Annotated in this window: 1 pseudogene; it reads right to left on the bottom strand. The window is 53.8% G+C overall.

Going from position 1 to position 381, the window contains the following annotated elements:
* Nucleotides 1-238, bottom strand: a pseudogene (locus GR212_RS37035) (hypothetical protein); the annotation flags it as partial.
* Nucleotides 239-381: the final 143 nt, after the last annotated feature.

The following is a 381-nucleotide window of genomic DNA, read 5'->3' on the forward strand; positions in this document are numbered from 1 at the left end:
GATCCGGTGCCCGCGCCCAAAGACAAAGGAGTGTGTGCCCCGCAGGTTGCCCCTTTGTCTGGGCGTCGATGGTCTGCATCACAACCGGCATCGTTCGCGGTACGGTAAAGAAGCCGTCGTTCGTTTTGCGAGTCCAAATCCATGCTGGATGAAAGTTCGGGAAATGAACATCCATCTGCTGCTGCGCGCGTTCCGCCATTTTCATGCGCTTTGCGCTAGCCTGTCTTCCGTTTGCCATCGTTGTCTCCTTTCGGCTTGCAACCGACAATGCTTCAAGCAAGCGTTTGGAACAATGATTAGCTACGCTCAGCTTCGCTCTATACAATGGAGCGAATGCAGTGGTTCCGCAATGGCCATTGGCTCTATTTAGCGAGGTACAAC

This window comes from Martinezella lusitana (genome assembly GCF_010668395.1).
Lineage (GTDB): Bacteria > Pseudomonadota > Alphaproteobacteria > Rhizobiales > Rhizobiaceae > Rhizobium > Rhizobium lusitanum_A.